The sequence below is a fragment of the Echinicola soli genome (assembly GCF_006575665.1).
Taxonomy (GTDB): domain Bacteria; phylum Bacteroidota; class Bacteroidia; order Cytophagales; family Cyclobacteriaceae; genus Echinicola; species Echinicola soli.
Genome location: NZ_CP041253.1, coordinates 1688102 through 1702963 on the forward strand (window position 1 = coordinate 1688102; position 14862 = coordinate 1702963).

Annotated in this window: 14 protein-coding genes; 9 read left to right on the top strand and 5 right to left on the bottom strand. The window is 43.2% G+C overall.

The features are described from left to right. The first annotated feature begins 78 nt into the window (after positions 1-78). The 7 genes from FKX85_RS07060 (at position 79) to FKX85_RS07090 (ending at position 6470) form a co-directional block, all read left to right on the top strand. Positions 79-588 (top strand): RNA polymerase sigma factor, encoded by a 510-nt coding sequence (locus FKX85_RS07060; RefSeq protein ID WP_141614059.1) that lies wholly within the window; start codon positions 79-81, stop codon positions 586-588. Next, on the top strand, positions 589-2085 hold the full coding sequence (locus FKX85_RS07065) for a phytoene desaturase family protein (RefSeq protein WP_141614060.1): 1497 nt from the start codon (positions 589-591) through the stop codon (positions 2083-2085). A 3-nt stretch (positions 2086-2088) separates the two neighbouring features. Continuing rightward, the gene (locus tag FKX85_RS07070; RefSeq protein ID WP_141614061.1) at positions 2089-2931 is read left to right on the top strand and encodes a phytoene/squalene synthase family protein; all 843 of its coding nucleotides are present in this window, start codon (positions 2089-2091) and stop codon (positions 2929-2931) included. Between the two features lie 8 nt (positions 2932-2939). After that, positions 2940-3647, top strand: a complete 708-nt coding sequence (locus FKX85_RS07075; protein WP_141616730.1) for a lycopene cyclase domain-containing protein — start codon at positions 2940-2942, stop codon at positions 3645-3647. A gap of 6 nt (positions 3648-3653) precedes the next feature. After that, positions 3654-4499 (top strand): 4-hydroxy-3-methylbut-2-enyl diphosphate reductase, encoded by an 846-nt coding sequence (locus tag FKX85_RS07080; protein ID WP_141614062.1) that lies wholly within the window; start codon positions 3654-3656, stop codon positions 4497-4499. A gap of 74 nt (positions 4500-4573) precedes the next feature. After that, a complete protein-coding gene (locus FKX85_RS07085; RefSeq protein WP_229239792.1) occupies positions 4574-5218 on the top strand; it encodes a fatty acid desaturase in 645 nt (214 codons plus the stop codon). Between the two features lie 106 nt (positions 5219-5324). Next, a complete protein-coding gene (locus FKX85_RS07090) occupies positions 5325-6470 on the top strand; it encodes a BamA/TamA family outer membrane protein (protein ID WP_229239793.1) in 1146 nt (381 codons plus the stop codon). 20 nt (positions 6471-6490) lie between these two features. Here FKX85_RS07090 and FKX85_RS07095 read toward each other — a convergent pair whose 3' ends face one another. The 3 genes from FKX85_RS07095 to FKX85_RS07105 all read right to left on the bottom strand — a co-directional run bounded on the left by FKX85_RS07095 (position 6491) and on the right by FKX85_RS07105 (position 9901). Then, positions 6491-7402: a TolC family protein gene (locus FKX85_RS07095; RefSeq protein WP_168196230.1), complete on the bottom strand. Its 912-nt coding sequence runs from the start codon at positions 7400-7402 to the stop codon at positions 6491-6493. Between the two features lie 117 nt (positions 7403-7519). Continuing rightward, the gene (locus FKX85_RS07100) at positions 7520-9211 is read right to left on the bottom strand and encodes a capsule assembly Wzi family protein (protein WP_141616731.1); all 1692 of its coding nucleotides are present in this window, start codon (positions 9209-9211) and stop codon (positions 7520-7522) included. A 24-nt stretch (positions 9212-9235) separates the two neighbouring features. Next, positions 9236-9901 carry a hypothetical protein gene (locus FKX85_RS07105; protein WP_141614066.1) on the bottom strand — a complete coding sequence of 222 codons (666 nt, stop codon included), beginning with the start codon at positions 9899-9901 and terminating at the stop codon, positions 9236-9238. Positions 9902-10154: 253 nt separating this feature from the next. Between FKX85_RS07105 and wecB the strand changes: the two genes are divergently transcribed. After that, positions 10155-11249, top strand: coding sequence for a non-hydrolyzing UDP-N-acetylglucosamine 2-epimerase (wecB, locus tag FKX85_RS07110; RefSeq protein WP_141614067.1), 1095 nt, complete (start codon positions 10155-10157; stop codon positions 11247-11249). 43 nt (positions 11250-11292) lie between these two features. Here the strand turns inward: wecB and FKX85_RS07115 are convergent, their stop codons facing one another. Further along, on the bottom strand, positions 11293-13755 hold the full coding sequence (locus FKX85_RS07115) for a bifunctional UDP-N-acetylmuramoyl-tripeptide:D-alanyl-D-alanine ligase/alanine racemase (RefSeq protein WP_141614068.1): 2463 nt from the start codon (positions 13753-13755) through the stop codon (positions 11293-11295). A gap of 51 nt (positions 13756-13806) precedes the next feature. After that, positions 13807-14142, bottom strand: coding sequence for a tRNA-binding protein (locus tag FKX85_RS07120; protein ID WP_141614069.1), 336 nt, complete (start codon positions 14140-14142; stop codon positions 13807-13809). Between the two features lie 77 nt (positions 14143-14219). On the opposite strand from FKX85_RS07120, the gene FKX85_RS07125 reads away from it, so the two are divergent. Further along, entirely contained in the window at positions 14220-14573 is a 354-nt protein-coding gene (locus tag FKX85_RS07125; protein ID WP_141614070.1) for a hypothetical protein, read from the top strand. The last annotated feature ends 289 nt before the right edge of the window (positions 14574-14862 follow it).

Here is a 14862-nt window from a genome sequence, read left to right on the forward strand (position 1 = left end):
TAAATATAAAAATACATTAGACAAAAGTTTGTTTATTGTTTAAATAAAATTAATTTTGATTAAACAAAAAGGTGAAATATGACAACTTTAGAATTCAGTTATTCGATAAATGAGCATTCTAAGTCATTAAAGCCATTTGCGCTTCGGCTTACCAAAGACGCTGATGATGCCAATGATTTGCTGCAAGAAACCATGCTAAAAGCATATACGAACCGGGACAAGTTTTCGGATGGCACCAACCTTCGGGCATGGTTATACACCATTATGAAAAACACATTTTTTACACGTTACCAGCGGATGATGAGGAGAGCCACTTTTGTGGATACTACCGATAATCTTCACTATATTAATTCAGGGGATATCTCCATAGAAAACCGGGCGCAAAGCAAATTTGCGATGGATGACATTAATTTTTGTATCAATCATCTTAATGCAGATTATAGAACGCCCTTTATGATGTATTTCAAAGGGTTTAAATACCAAGAGATAGCAGAAGACCTCAATTTGCCGATAGGTACCGTGAAAAACAGGATACACCTGGCCAGGAAGATTTTAAAAGATAACCTAAAAGTCTATAAGACGAATTAAATGGGTAAAGAAGAGGCGATCGTCATTGGAGCTGGTTTTGCGGGTATAGCAGCAGCCACCACCTTGGCCCATCAAGGCTTTAGGGTCACTGTGCTGGAAAAAAACGACAGTGCAGGAGGAAGGGCACGCAAATTCAGTTCTGCTGGCTTTACTTTTGATATGGGGCCTAGTTGGTATTGGATGCCGGATATTTTTGAAAAATATTTTGCCCGTTTTGGTAAACACCCCAGTGACTATTATAATTTGGTACGTTTGGATCCCTCTTATAAGGTTGTTTTTGGTGAAAATGACGAATTGTTGATGCCTGCCAATTACGAAGCACTTCAGGCACTTTTTGAATCGTTGGAGCCAGGGGCGGGAGAGCGTTTGCAGGTGTTTTTGGACCAGGCAGCGAGGAAATATAAAGTGGGCATTCAAGATTGGGTATACAAGCCTTGTCAGAGTGTTTGGGAATTTGCCCAACCCGGAATATTCAATGACTTTATCAGGTTAGACCTGTTCCAGTCGATGCAAAAGCATGTTCGCAGTTTTTTTAAACATGAAAAGCTGGTACAGATCATGGAATTCCCAGTGCTGTTTTTGGGACAGACTGCCAAAAAAATTCCAGCCCTTTATAGCATGATGAACTATGCGGATTTGGTGCTGGGTACTTGGTATCCAATGGGAGGAATGCATGAAATCATCAAAGCCATGGTCATTCTTGCTGAGGAAAAAGGGGTACGCTTTGAATATAATGCTGATGTTTCCCACATCAATATCTTAAATGGGATGGCCACCTCTGTAGTATTAAAAGATGATCGGAAGTTTTATGCTGACGTGATTATTGCAGGGGCAGATTATCACCACGTGGAGACAAAGCTTCTGCCACCAGGAGCTAGCAATTATTCGGAAGGTTATTGGGATAAGCGAACTCTTGCCCCTTCGAGTTTGATCTTTTACCTGGGGGTGGATGACCGGATAGACCATTTACAGCATCATAATTTGTTTTTCGACGAACCTTTGGCTCCTCACGCATCAGCTATTTATGATAAGCCTGATTGGCCAGAGAAGCCATTATTCTATGTTTGTTGTCCTTCCAAAACTGACCCTTCCGTGGCACCAGCAGGTAAGGAAAACCTCTTTATCCTGATTCCGCTGGCGCCTGACCTGGAGGACACCGAAGAAAAAAGGGAGGCCTATTATAACCTGGTCATGAAGAGGCTCGAAAATCATACTGGGCAGGCTATTCGCGAAAAAGTTTGCTACAAGCGCTCTTACGCCCACAGGGATTTTATCAATGACTATAATGCTTTTAAGGGAAATGCATATGGATTGGCCAATACCCTTGGGCAGACGGCGATGCTCAAACCTAAAATACGAAATAAAAAGGTCAGCAACCTTTTCTATACAGGACAGCTTACCGTTCCTGGTCCCGGTGTGCCACCTTCCCTGATATCGGGTCAGGTGGTGGCCGATGAAGTTACCAAAGCGTATCTATCCACATCACTTCAACATTGACATATGAATGCACTAAATCTATATCATCAGACCACGATGGAATGCAGTAAGCTGATTACCCAACGCTACAGCACTTCTTTCAGTTTGGGAATCAGGACTATGGATGTGAAATTTCACAAGCCGATTTATGGTATTTACGGCTTTGTGCGTTTCGCTGATGAGATCGTAGATACCTTCCATCACCAGGACAAGGAATTTCTGCTTCACAAATTCAGGCAGGATACTTATGAGGCCATAAAATTGGAGTTTTCCCTCAATCCGGTGCTTCATGCCTTTCAGATGGTAGTGCATATGTATGGCATCACAGTAGATTTAATAGATGCTTTTTTGGATAGTATGGCTATGGATCTGGATTTTAGCACCTATAGCGATAGCAAGTACAAGGAGTATATTTATGGATCGGCAGAAGTGGTGGGACTGATGTGTCTAAAGGTGTTCTGTGAAGGTGATCAGGAGACCTATGAAAAGCTTAAGGCACCCGCATGTAAATTGGGCTCAGCATTTCAAAAAGTGAATTTTCTTCGGGACATTAAAAGTGATTATGAAGAAAGGGGAAGGGTATATTTTCCTGGAGTGGATTATTTGACTTTTGACCAGAAGACTAAGCAGGCAATAGAAAGGGATATTCAGAAAGATTTTGATGAAGCTTGCATTGGCATTACGCAATTGCCTTCCGGGGCAAAGATGGGTGTGAAAATTGCCTACCTATATTACCATAATCTTTTCACGAAAATAAAACGACTAAAACCCCAGACCATTACCGCCAAAAGAGTACGGATTCCCAATATCAAAAAGCTTTCAATGCTGATGGGTATGTATTTCGGGACGAAGCTGGGATTTGAGTAGCCATGATGATGGAGCACTATTTGTATTTAACTTTAAATATTGGCACGATACTTTTTCCGTTGCTTTGGTCATTTGAGCGGAAGGTTTCCTATTACAAAAAATGGAAATATCTCTTCCCTGCGATGATCATTACTGCGACGGTTTTTTTGGTTTGGGACCATTGGTTTACCGAGATGGAAGTTTGGGGGTTTAATGACCGCTATCTGACGGGAATCCGTTTAGGGAACTTACCACTGGAGGAATACTTGTTTTTCGTGACCGTGCCATTTTCCTGCATTTTTATTTATGAAGTACTGCTGTATTATATGCCCCATGATCCTTTGTCACACTATGTCAAGCCCATTACTTTAGGATTTATCGTGCTGCTTACGATACTGGCAGGAGTAAATTGGGACAAGTGGTACACTTCTGTTAACTTTTCCTTTGTGTCCATGGTTTTGGCTGTCCATTATTTTATGTTTCGTTCCAATCTTTTGGGGCGATTTTATGTGTTTTATTTAATTCACCTGATCCCTTTATTATTGGTAAATGGTGTGCTGACCGGTGGGTTTACGCCTGAACCGGTGGTCTATTATGACAATACGGAAAACTTGGGAATCCGTGTTTTCACGATTCCCATTGAAGATTTTATTTATTCGATGGGCTTAATGCTGATGAATGTCTCGCTCTACGAATTTTTCCGCCAGCGGAAAACAATAGTAGCTTCAATTGGTTAGTAAGATATGAAGGATCTCACCGTTCATATCGATCAACATTCAGGCTTTTGCTTTGGGGTAGTGTATGCCATAGAAATGGCAGAGGACATCCTCGATGAGGAGGGGCGTCTCTATTGTCTGGGGGATATCGTCCATAACGACGAGGAGGTGAAGCGATTGGTCAACAAAGGCCTTAAAATCATCGATCATGGCAGCCTTCATGCCCTGCGTGGCGAAAAAGTATTAATCAGGGCGCACGGTGAGCCACCATCCACCTATCAGTTGGCCATCAAAAATGACCTTACCTTGATCGATGCGAGCTGTCCCGTGGTGTTGAAACTTCAGCACAGAATCAAAAATGCCTATGATAAAAATGAACCGATCTATATTTATGGAAAGCATGGACATGCCGAAGTAGCAGGCTTGCTAGGGCAAACCAGTAACGAGGCAGTGGTATTTCAAGATGTGGAAGAATTGGATTTTGAATCGATGCCTCCTAAAATCACCTTGTTTAGCCAAACCACCAAAAGTACCGATAAGTTTTATGCCATCAATAAAATGCTTCGTGAAAAGGGAATAGAAGTCCAGACCAATGACACTATCTGCCGACAGGTATCCAATCGCGACAAAGAGCTCAGGAGCTTTGCATCCAAGTATAATAAAATAGTTTTTGTCAGCGGCAGTAAGTCCAGTAATGGAAAAGCGCTCTTTGAAGTCTGCAAACAGCAAAATGAATTTACATTTTTCGTGTCCCATGCAGATCAAATCGATCCGGGTTTATTCCTGCATGGAGATTCTGTGGGGATTTGTGGAGCCACATCCACGCCCATGTGGCTGATGGAGGATGTAAAGCAAAGACTGCTGACCTTTTGATCTTTTTAAGTACCTTGTTACCTTAAATGCCCTTATCTCGACCTACATATCGTCCGGTAGATCCAGTCGGAACCATGATTGCCCTTCTTATCATAGGACTTTGGGGGCTGTCCTTGATGCTATTGCTATATTGGGAGCTTGATTTTACCAATCCATTGGTTTATGTGGCGGTCCTGTTTCAGATGCACTTGTATACCGGTTTATTCATTACAGCGCACGATGCTATGCATGGCAGTGTCTCGAAACATCCTGCCATAAATAAGGTGATCGGTTGGCTTGCAGCGATCTTGTTTTCCTATAATTTTTTCAATCGGTTATTGCCCAAACATCACCAGCATCACCGTTTTGTGGCCACAGGAGCGGATCCAGACTATCACCAATCGGACCATTTTTGGAAATGGTACTGGAGTTTTATCACGGCTTATTTATCTCCCCTTCAGCTGGGATTAATGGGAGCGACTTTCTGGGTGTTAGTGGTTTTCTTTCCCGTTCAGAATTTGATTTTGTTTTGGATGCTGCCCGCCATCATGTCCACTTTCCAGTTATTTTACTTTGGTACTTATCAGCCTCATCGTGGAGTACACCAAAACAAGCATAAGTCAGGAACGCTGCCCAAAAACCATTTTTGGGCATTTTTGAGCTGCTACTTCTTTGGGTATCATTTTGAGCATCATGACTCTCCAGGGACGCCATGGTGGCAGCTGTGGCGGGTGAAATAGCCATGAGAAACTTGGTAGTGTATTCCTAAGGTTTCATCGTTTTGATGTACTTTTATGTCTTGATCTATATTTCTTCTTGCTGATGATGCTTCGCAATACAATACGTTTGTCCAAGTTAGTATTTAGCTTGTTATTTTTTTTACCGGCTTTTTCAGCAATTGCCCAGAAAGCCGACACGGCGATAGCCGATACATCCGATCCGGCGCTCCACGATAGGCTGCTTAACACCACAGATGATGTACTGGAATGGATGAGTACAGATACGTGGTCATTTATTCCCGTTGTGACTTATTCCCCGGAGACCAGTCTGGGATTAGGGGTAGGTGCCATCAAAGTGTTCCGCCCCAAAGAAGGTGCTTCTCCAGCACTACGGCCTTCTTCCATGCCTATCACGTTTATCTATACCTTAAAGAAACAGGCAGTATTGGAGATGGACCTGGATTTATGGAAGAACGATAACAAGGATTATTTCAATGCAAGCCTTGAACTGGCCAATTACCCTTTTGAGTTTTACGGAATCGGTAACGATATGCCTGCGGATAATCAAGAGCCCTACTCCAGCCGCTATCTTTATGTGCGTTTAAACTATATGAGGAGGCTGTTACCCAATGTGTACCTTGGCCCTTGGCTGGAATTCAGAACGGAGGATGTTTATGAAAAAGTGCCCGGAGGATTGCTGGCCAGTGGTGCCATTCCCGGCAGCGATAGCCCACAGGTAGCGGGGCTGGGGCTAAAGCTCAATTATGATTCCAGGAATGATATTTTTCAGCCCAGCAAGGGGTCTTTCCATCAAGTGTCCTGGATCACCAACGAATCTTTTTTGGGCAGCGATTATTCATATCGCCGTTATGAGGTAGATTTGAGGAAGTACTTTTCCGTTTGGGAAAATAAAGTTCTGGCAGTGCAGGGCTATTGGAGTTTTGTGGACGGAGTGGCCCCTTTTCAGCAGACATCCTTATTGGGAGGCAGCAAGCGGATGCGCGGATATTTTGAAGGCAGGTACAGGGATCAGCTGGCCATGATCTATCAAGCCGAACTACGGCTGCCCATTTACAGGAGCTTGGGCATGGTGTTTTTTGGCAGCACAGGCCAAGTGGCTGAAAAGACGTCCCAATACAGCGTTGACCGGTTTCACTATGGTGCCGGTTTTGGGTTTCGTTACCAGCTGATGGACGAAGGGATCAATATCCGTATTGATTTTGGATTTGGAGATCAGACGGCTTTCTATTTTGGCTTAAACGAGGTTTTTTAATTGGTCTTGCTTATCACCTATCAAGGATACATGAATTTCTGTTGGCTACTTAGGTAATTCACTAATGGACTTTTGATCAGCAGTCCATTTAGATCAAGAAATTCCAAATAGAGGGAGAAGATTTCCTTTTCAAGGTCTAAGCGTATTTGTTGTTTTTTGATAATGTTCTCCTTTACTTTCAGTAAGACCAAAGGGGAAATTCCTTCTATGGATCTATATTTTTTCAAAGACTCTTTTTCATTGCTTTCCTTAAGAATGGTTGTTAATAACCTGTGTTTATCAAATAGTACATCTAACTGTAAAATGATTTCTCTTATGCTTTCGTTTAATTCAAATTTGAGCTCATCAAGTTCATTTTTTTCTTTTACTATTTTGATAACCCGTTCATTAAGGCTTCCTTTGGCCGCCAATCCGATTGGGATTTTTATCCCCATGCCCACACTGAAGTCTTTTCTGAATGTGTCATTCAGGTCATCTCTGTAGGAAGCCTCGAAAAATTTTATGGGATTTTTGGCCGAAGCTTTCTTTTGCTGGTACTCTAGTTCAGCTAAGTTTACATTTAGGCTTTGTTGTTCATAATAAAAATTAGTGTTATCTATCCCTCCGCTATAGGACTTTACGAATACCATAATGTCATCCACTGATATCAGGTCCTTTTCTTCTAATTCAAGTGTCCCTTGGATTCTTAACAGTCTCCCAATCTCTCTGGAGGATTGCATAACGTTGTTTTCGAGATCAACTAGATCTATCTGTAGTTTGTGAAAATCATTTTCGGCTTCTAAGAGTTCTTGATAATCAAAATCAAGATTATTGGCTAGTTTTTTTAAGGTATTGATTCGGTCTTCCAATAGATCCCTTAATTCCAATTTCCCTTGCAAAACCCGCTGGTTCTTTAGTAGGGATATGATTAATTTATATCGGTTTTTAATCAACTAACCACTCTGGTTTTGGTTTTAGCAATAGATTGTTATCGGTCAAGGACAAAGTGTCTTTGCAATGCTTTATTCCAAAGCATGTATAGTTCAATGGCTAAACGTTTTGATTCTCGCTTATTCAAATAAATACATCAAGCTCACTTGTGCTAAAAAATTGGTACGGTCCCATCCTGCCACAAAATACTGGCTGGGGCTGTTTTCCAGGTACCATTTGTAATTGAGCGTATGGATATATTGGAGCTTTCCAGAAAGCAAGAAATTATCCAATTTCCAGTCAGCGACCAAAGAAGGTGTCAAGTCGATGTATTTGCGTCTCCAGTCTTTGATGATCTCGTAGGTTTTATAGTAATAGTCGTTGTTATAGACAATACGCTCTACTTGAAGGCCTATTTTGTTATAATTATGTACATAACTTGCTTCGACGAAAATCACATTGCTTCCAGGGCCATTTCCTGCTCCCAATACTTGGCCCAAGTGGGTATAGCCGTGTCTCACATAAGGGTGGGTATACCAGGAATTATAAGATATGATGGCGTCGCGAACGGTCTGTCCGGTTTGGGTCATCTCCGAACTGATCTGGATATAGGCATCTTCTTTTCTAAGGGGAATAAGGTTACTAAAGCCAAAGGTAAAGGCACGGTTCAGGTCAGGATTAACCAAAAAATCCCTTAATTGCCTGCTGTTGCCATTGGAACCATATTCGCCATAAAATTCAAACAGTCCACCATGGCTCATCCAGCGGAAATAGCCGGAACTAAATTGATTGCGCTGATCACGGTCCGGATTCTCGATATTCTTAGGCCCTTTTTCACCATTAAAAATAGGCAGGTAATCTCCAAAGCTGTCCATATCATTATGGTACATTTGGGAAACGCTGCTATAGCCTACACTTAGTCCAGGCACCCACTTGGGTTGGTAGCTGACCGTGATCCCTGAAAGGTACCTCCAGTCTTCATCCCTTTTGGGGATATAAGCAGGGGTGTTTTTGTATATCAAGCCAGCATTTGGAGGGAGGTATCCTGAGTTCTGTAATCGACCCGAGATAAGTTGTCCCTCAAAATGGCCAATGTTCGTTTTTATTGGTTTTTTTGTTTCAATGGTTGCATGGAAAAAGCCTGGAGCATTATTGCTCATCAATAATGAATTGCGCTTGCCTGGTCCCCACCAAATATTTTCCGTAGATATTCCCGCTGAAAACCCACGATAGGAATACTTAATGCTGGATTGGCCGGGAAGAAATTTGGTATATGATCCTGTGCCAAATCGCTCAGGAATGTCACTGGTATTCAGCCACTCATAATAATCCATATAATGATAGCCGTTGGTTTTGTCGGGGAATCCGATGAAGTCCTTGTTTTGTGCACTTATCAATTCCGGTTGGAACTGTACCGTAAGGCCTCCATATTTTAGGTATACACCACCACTCAGTAACACTTGAAGTCCCTTGTTTGGAATCATGGCGCCATCATTGATGCCAAATGCGTACTTGGAATTGAACTGGGATTTAAAAAATATCGGCATTGGTTTAACTACTAATTTCCCATTATCAAAAACCTGCCTATCATTATAGCCATACAGTTTGCCATAGATACTGCCGTTTTTGGTGAGTGCTTCATCCAAGTCATCCATATTGGGCGTCAGGGGACGAAGGTTAAACGAAAAATGTTTGTCAAATTTCCCGATCAACTGCTGTCTTCTCAAGTAATCTTCCAGGAAAGGGGCATTTAGGTTAGCCGTCTGGGCCAATGCCGCTATGGGCAAGGTGGCCAAGAGCAAGAAGAAAATCGCTTTGATACGGAATGGCATTATAATGTATTTTGATAGCTTCATTTACTTTACAGAAAGGGCACTCACTTCGATTTTTGATATGGACCAGCTTTCATCACAAAGGGGATCAGGGGCATTTTCCTGTAGCAGTTGGTCTCCACACTTGATGGTAAGTGAAGGACCGGTATGGGAGACCAGCTTGCTGATCCTGTACTTGGTGGTCCAGTTTGGCGTATCGGCGTATTGGCAAAGGCCAGGCAGGTCTGTCTCCAAGGCTCCTGTTTTTGGGTCATTGTGCCGACCATATTGATCAGGATAAGACTGAAATAAACAATAAGATGAGGAGCAGGGAGAGTTGGAGAAGGTAGTGTTTAGAATTTGCACGCCGCCTACTTCCATGAACCAATAGTCTGGTCCGCTGACCCCTGTGTTGTTTCCATCCCAGCTGTCATGTGTCAAAAGTTCGATGACCACGCGAACAGTATTATGGCCTGGCAAACCGCTGACAGCGATGTTTACCTCTTCACTGTTATAATTTCCCAAAACGGTATCTTCCTCGAATACCATCAATTTGCCATTTTCTATGCCCGAAAGGCTGGCAGGCGAAGAGAAATTATTTTCATATACCAATACCTCGTTCATCAACTCCTCCTGATGGCAGGAACTGGTCAAGGTAAAGACGGTTATGAGCGAAAAAAATACTACAAACTTGGGTGTAATATACTGCATGAGGTAATATAACTGGAATTAATTATTCATTTACTGATTTTATCCATTGAAGGACAGTTAATTGCTCTATTTATTATAAGCACACAAATATAAGGGAATTTCAAAGAATGTTTTCGATCTCTCCTTTGTAAATCCGTTGATTTAGGAAAAGGAGGAATTTGGCAACCCATTATATGCCCCGCCAAAGACAGATTGCGTATATTCGCAGGCATGTACAGACCAGTTTTTCCCTATACCCCCAAATGCCATTGATATGCTCCAAATCACGCTGATCGCTGGTGCTCGACCAAACTTCATGAAAATAGCTCCCCTAATTCATGCCATTCATGATTTACAAAATTCAGGTCATGCTATAAAGTACAGGCTGGTGCATACCGGGCAGCACTATGACCATAAAATGTCAGGGGATTTTTTTGAGCAACTGGAAATTCCCGATCCTGATGCCAACCTTGGCGCTGGAGGAGGATCACAGGCCGAACAAACGGCGGCGATCATGATTGGTTTCGAAAAGGAATTGACAGCCAACAGGCCCGATGTGGTGCTGGTGGTAGGAGATGTGACTTCTACCTTGGCATGCAGCATTACGGCAAAGAAGCTTCTGGTCCCGGTGGTACATGTGGAGGGGGGAATTCGTTCCGGTGATATGGGCATGCCTGAAGAAATCAATAGAATCGTCACCGATAGTATTACCGACCACTTTTTCACTACTTCTGAATTGGCCAATGATAACCTGAAAAAGGTGGGTGTGGAGGATCATAGGATCCATTTTGTGGGGAATACCATGATTGATACCTTGCTGAAGCAAAAGCCGAGGTTTCAAAGGCCAAAAGGAGGGGTATTCGATGGGCTGGATAAGGGGGATTATTTTGTGCTTACACTCCACCGGCCGGCTAATGTTGACGAAGAGGCAAAGCTAAAGGCTACCATAGAAGCAATTTTAGCAGGAACAGGAAGCCATCCGGTGCTATTTCCCGTTCATCCCAGAACGGCCAAAATCCTCAAAAATCTTGGAATTAAGCATCCAAGGCTTCACTATTTGGAGCCGTTATCTTATTTGGCATTTAACTATTTGGTACAGCATGCCAAAGGAGTCATCACCGATTCGGGAGGGATTACGGAAGAGGCATCTGTGATGAATGTGCCCTGTCTCACCCTTCGTGACAATACCGAGCGGCCCGAAACCATCCATCAAGGAACCAACGAGCTGGTAGGAACAGATCCTGATCGGCTAAAGCCCTTTCTCGAAAAAATCCTGGCAGGTGATTGGAAGCAGTATCAGGGGATACCCATGTGGGATGGGCACGCTGCCGAGCGAATTGTGAAGGTGCTATATGAAATTTACCATTGACAGGCAAGCTAATGAAGGCTTGACATCGATTTCCTGCATCTGGTCAGTCCAGGTAATACACCCGTTTGACACGACTGCTGATATTGGTAAGGAGCTCATAGGGAATGGTGCCAATTGCCGCAGCTTGTTCTTTTAACGATAGCCCTTCTCCATAAATGATGACTTCATCTCCCTCATGCACATCCATTCCGGTGACATCGATCATGGTCATGTCCATGCAGATATTGCCGATCACCGCGGCTTTCTGACCATGTATGAGTACTTTTCCGGTGCCATTGCTGAACCTCCTGTCATATCCATCCGCATAGCCTATGGCGATGGTGGCGATTTTGCCATCATGGGCCAGGGTTCCTTTGCGACTGTACCCGATTGTTTCTCCTTTTTTAAGGAGCTTGATTTGGGAGATGGTCGTTTTAAGAACGCTTACGGGCTGGAGGGCATTTTCATGGAGGCCGTTTACCTCTACGCCATACAGGCCAATTCCCAGCCTTACCATGTCCATTTGATATGCTGGGTAACGAACGATTCCAGCAGAATTTAGAGCGTGCATTAAAGGACTGTAGCTTAGAAAAGACTGGATGATGGAGCACATGGACTTAAATAGGGATAACTGCCGCATGGAAAAATCCTCGTGTGCAGCATCATCTGCTCCTGCCAAATGGGTGTAAAGGCTTGCTATTTCCAGTTCTGGATAATGAAGGATCAGGGAACGGAGCTCTTCCACGTCCTCTTCTCCAAACCCCAACCGGTGCATACCTGTATCCAGGTCCAAGTGAATTCTGATGGAGGTGTTGTTTGACCGGCAGTATTCGCCGAGCTGTCGGAAAAAGGACAGGCTATAGACCACTGGCTCCAGGTGGTGCTTGATCAAATTCCCAAAGGATTCCTGTACTGGATTGAGCACCATGATGGGCAGGTTTATTTTTTCCTGTCGTAAGCTTACACCTTCGTCTGTATAGGCCACGGCCAGATAATCAGCATTTAGCTTCTCCAAATGATGTGCGATTTCAGTAGCACCACCACCATATGCAAAGGCCTTTACCATGATCATGGTTTTGGTGGACGGTTTTAGCAGGCTTTTGTAAAAAGTGAAATTCTTTCTCAAGGCGTTCAGGTTGATCTCCAGGACTGTGCCATGAATACGCTCCTGAAGCGCATCGACAACACGTTCAAATTGGAATATTCTGGCACCTTTGACCAAGATGAGGTCATCTTGGAAGGATATTGTCGGTAATTCCTTCAGTAGATGGGCGGTGTCATGGAAGAAGTGGACTTCGCAGGGAGGATCCGCTTTTAGCTGACAGATGTCTGTGCCTACAGCCAGTAGCATATCCAGTTGATAATGGCTTATCAGTTCGCTTACATTGCTGTAAACAGCGGCTTTGTCGCCTGCCTGAAGTAAATCTGAAAGAATAAGGATTTTCCGTTTTTTTGGGCGCTGGCTGTCCATGAACTCCAGTGCGATATCAAGCCCTGCCAAATCGTTATTGTAAGTGTCATCGATAAGGAGGCACTGGTGAATCCCTGTTTTGAGGGTTAATCGCATATCCACGGTATCCAGCGCTGGAATGGATTGTTGGATTTGGGCTTCTGATAGCCCCAATACTAAACTGGCTACAATCGTATGGCGAAGGTTTTCCAGTGAAGCTTCATCAGAGAAGCGACTGTGGAAGGTGTAGAGTCCCAGGTCTGGTTTGATAAGGGTGATCTTGCTGCCTTCCTTTTCTTTTTTGGTGGATAAGGTATAGTCTCCACCGGGCTGTTCTGACCATGCCACCAGCCGGTCAGCCGGAAAGTGATTTCGTAAAAAGCGATGGATGGCCTCATGATTCTTCCGGTAGATGATCAGCTGTGCATCCTTAAAGAGCAGCAATTTCTCTTTTAGTTTTTCCTCTTGGTCGTAAAAGCCATCTGCATGTGCGGTTCCGATATTGGTCATAATGCCGATATTCGGCTGGATGATGGCTTGAAGGTTGGCCATCTCGCCTGGTTGGGAAATGCCTGCCTCTATGATGGCTGCCTTATGATGCTGTTCGATACCGAAAACTGATAAGGGGACGCCTGTTTGGCTGTTATAGCTTTTTGGGCTTTTGGCAATGTCAAAATGGTTTGCCAATACTTGACCGAGCCATTCTTTGATGATGGTTTTGCCGTTACTGCCCGCGATGCCGACCACGATGCCTTTAAATTGAAGTCTGTTCCATCTGGCCAAGGACTGTAATGCTGCCAAGGCACTTTTGACCACAATTACGCTGCTAGCGCTCAAGGTGGTGTCAGCGTCCTTGTGCTCTACGATAAATGTCCGAACACCTTTTGTATAGGCATCCGTCAGAAAATCATGTCCATCTACTTTAAAACCTTTTAATGCGACAAAAAGGGTCTGGTTCCCATGGATGATCTTTCTGGAATCCGTACTGATATGATTTACCAAGGAGGGCTGCCCCTGCTGAAGGATTTCCCCTTGGGTGATTTGAAGCAGTTCGTTGAGCGAAAGCGTATTTACCATAATTTATAAACGAGGGTGATCATCAAAATTGGATCGTGAACTGTGTGAACTTTAGGAAAGTTTTGCCCCGTTGGGAACTGGCAGGTCTACCGTGGCCAGGACCACATGGCCATGTTCGTTATGGAAACCGGTTACCAGGATTTCTGACATGATATTGGCAATCTGTTTTGGCGGAAAATTGCAAATACATACCACTTGTTTTCCTATGATGTCTTCAGCTTTATAGTTTTCGGTAATTTGTGCGGAGGATTTTTTTATCCCTAAATCACCTAAGTCCACCTGTAATTTATAGGCTGGTCTTCTGGCTTCTTTAAAGATTTCGGCACTGACAATGGTTCCAATTCTGATATCAACCTTTTGAAAATCAGAGAACTGAATTGTTTGCATATTATTTAATAATTTGTATATTTGGAAACCTCGAATTCTATAAGAATAATAAAATATTGTTAAAATTATATTTTACGATGTTCAAAACTAACCAAATTCTATCTAATTACTACAAGGTTATCCTTTTGGGGATAGGTTTTGTGGTTTTTTATTCCTCAGAGGTTAGTGCACAAGAGGTGAGGGACTGTGATCGCGACAGAAATTTTGAAGAAGAAGCAAGGGCACAGGAGAGTGAATTTGCGGAAGCCCCTTTTGAAGAGTATAAACCTGAAAAAGTTACTTCCTCCCAACCAGCCAAATCTTCTGTAAAGAAGAGAAAGGAAAACCCAATCTATAAAGCGGGTGGTGAGCAGGAAGCGAAGAAAGAAGAAATGTCCACATTATCATTCAATCTTTTTCTGTACATCGTGGATCGTTTCAAAGAAGATTAAACAAGAACCCATTTTACAATTAACAATAACCCAAGGCGAGGAGGCTTTTATCGGCCTCCTCGCTTTTTTTAGGTACCACTGTCTTTCCACGAAAGAAGGGCAGGCTATGAACCAAGTAATATTTCTGTGGGATGAGAGATTTCTAGGTGGCTATGGTAAGCATATTTCTCTTTAATTTAGCAATAGGAATGCGTGCTCCAGAAAAAAATCAGCGTAAATCTTATTAATCTGCACCATTTGCGTGCTGTCGAAACCAACCCTAATCCCCCCAACTTTTCACTTGCCCCCA

Bases quoted from the DNA above. Each gene is read 5' to 3' on its own strand.
- FKX85_RS07080 (WP_141614062.1), top strand. From the start codon at position 3,654: ATGAAGGATCTCACCGTTCATATCGATCAACATTCAGGCTTTTGCTTT.
- FKX85_RS07120 (WP_141614069.1), bottom strand. From the start codon at position 14,142: ATGCAAACAATTCAGTTCTCTGATTTTCAAAAGGTTGATATCAGAATT.
- FKX85_RS07085 (WP_229239792.1), top strand. From the start codon at position 4,574: ATGATTGCCCTTCTTATCATAGGACTTTGGGGGCTGTCCTTGATGCTA.
- FKX85_RS07060 (WP_141614059.1), top strand. From the start codon at position 79: ATGACAACTTTAGAATTCAGTTATTCGATAAATGAGCATTCTAAGTCA.
- FKX85_RS07075 (WP_141616730.1), top strand. From the start codon at position 2,940: ATGGAGCACTATTTGTATTTAACTTTAAATATTGGCACGATACTTTTT.
- FKX85_RS07105 (WP_141614066.1), bottom strand. From the start codon at position 9,901: ATGCAGTATATTACACCCAAGTTTGTAGTATTTTTTTCGCTCATAACC.
- FKX85_RS07070 (WP_141614061.1), top strand. From the start codon at position 2,089: ATGAATGCACTAAATCTATATCATCAGACCACGATGGAATGCAGTAAG.
- FKX85_RS07115 (WP_141614068.1), bottom strand. From the start codon at position 13,755: ATGGTAAATACGCTTTCGCTCAACGAACTGCTTCAAATCACCCAAGGG.
- wecB (WP_141614067.1), top strand. From the start codon at position 10,155: ATGCTCCAAATCACGCTGATCGCTGGTGCTCGACCAAACTTCATGAAA.
- FKX85_RS07065 (WP_141614060.1), top strand. From the start codon at position 589: ATGGGTAAAGAAGAGGCGATCGTCATTGGAGCTGGTTTTGCGGGTATA.
- FKX85_RS07125 (WP_141614070.1), top strand. From the start codon at position 14,220: ATGTTCAAAACTAACCAAATTCTATCTAATTACTACAAGGTTATCCTT.
- FKX85_RS07100 (WP_141616731.1), bottom strand. From the start codon at position 9,211: ATGCCATTCCGTATCAAAGCGATTTTCTTCTTGCTCTTGGCCACCTTG.